This window comes from Pseudomaricurvus sp. ABR4_320 (assembly GCF_056159445.1).
This window is the reverse complement of sequence record NZ_JBSWVF010000089.1, coordinates 1-551: the sequence shown is the minus strand read 5'-3', so window position 1 is coordinate 551 and position 551 is coordinate 1. Positions and strand designations below refer to the sequence as shown.

At 57.4% G+C, this 551-nt stretch carries 1 protein-coding gene; it reads right to left on the bottom strand.

All coding sequences use genetic code 11. From position 1 onward, the window contains the following. Positions 1-551 (bottom strand): IS66 family transposase (locus tag ACXAFR_RS27485; protein WP_475183401.1); only part of this gene is annotated, 551 nt, incomplete at both ends.

The window sequence follows — 551 nt, the reverse complement described above, 5'->3', positions numbered from 1 at the left end:
GCCGGCTTCGAAGGACATTCTGCAACTGCGCTTCGACGATGGGGCGTAGCAAGTCTATCGCCCGCTTGACCAGATTCGTCAGCGTGGCGCGACTGAGTGTAATCCCGGCGTGTGTCAGGCGTTGATGCTGACGATAAAGGGGTAAATGAAATTGAAATTTGTCGATGAGCAGTCCAGCCAGAAGACTGACGTCGGCGAGACTTTTGTCCAGCACATTAAACGGTGCTGGGCTTGGGAGGGGCTGCTCACGGTCTTTGCGTTTGATGACGGGGCGGTCATAGCGCAGCACCACATAACTGGCCGGACGCTGGGCCAGACGAAAGGTGCTTTTGGTACCGATAATGTCGTATTGATCCGCTTCAGGACCCTGTAATTCTGGGGGCTGCACCTCAATCACATCAACCGGCACCTCATCGGTAAACCGCAGGCCGCTGTCGTTAACGCAGTCATCGGGGCGCTGCTTGGGCGCTTTCCCTCTCTGGTAGGTCACCGTGGTGGTTTCGCCTTCTGGAGAAACGGGTTCCGAGGCGTCGCCCAGCAGGCTCGGTTGA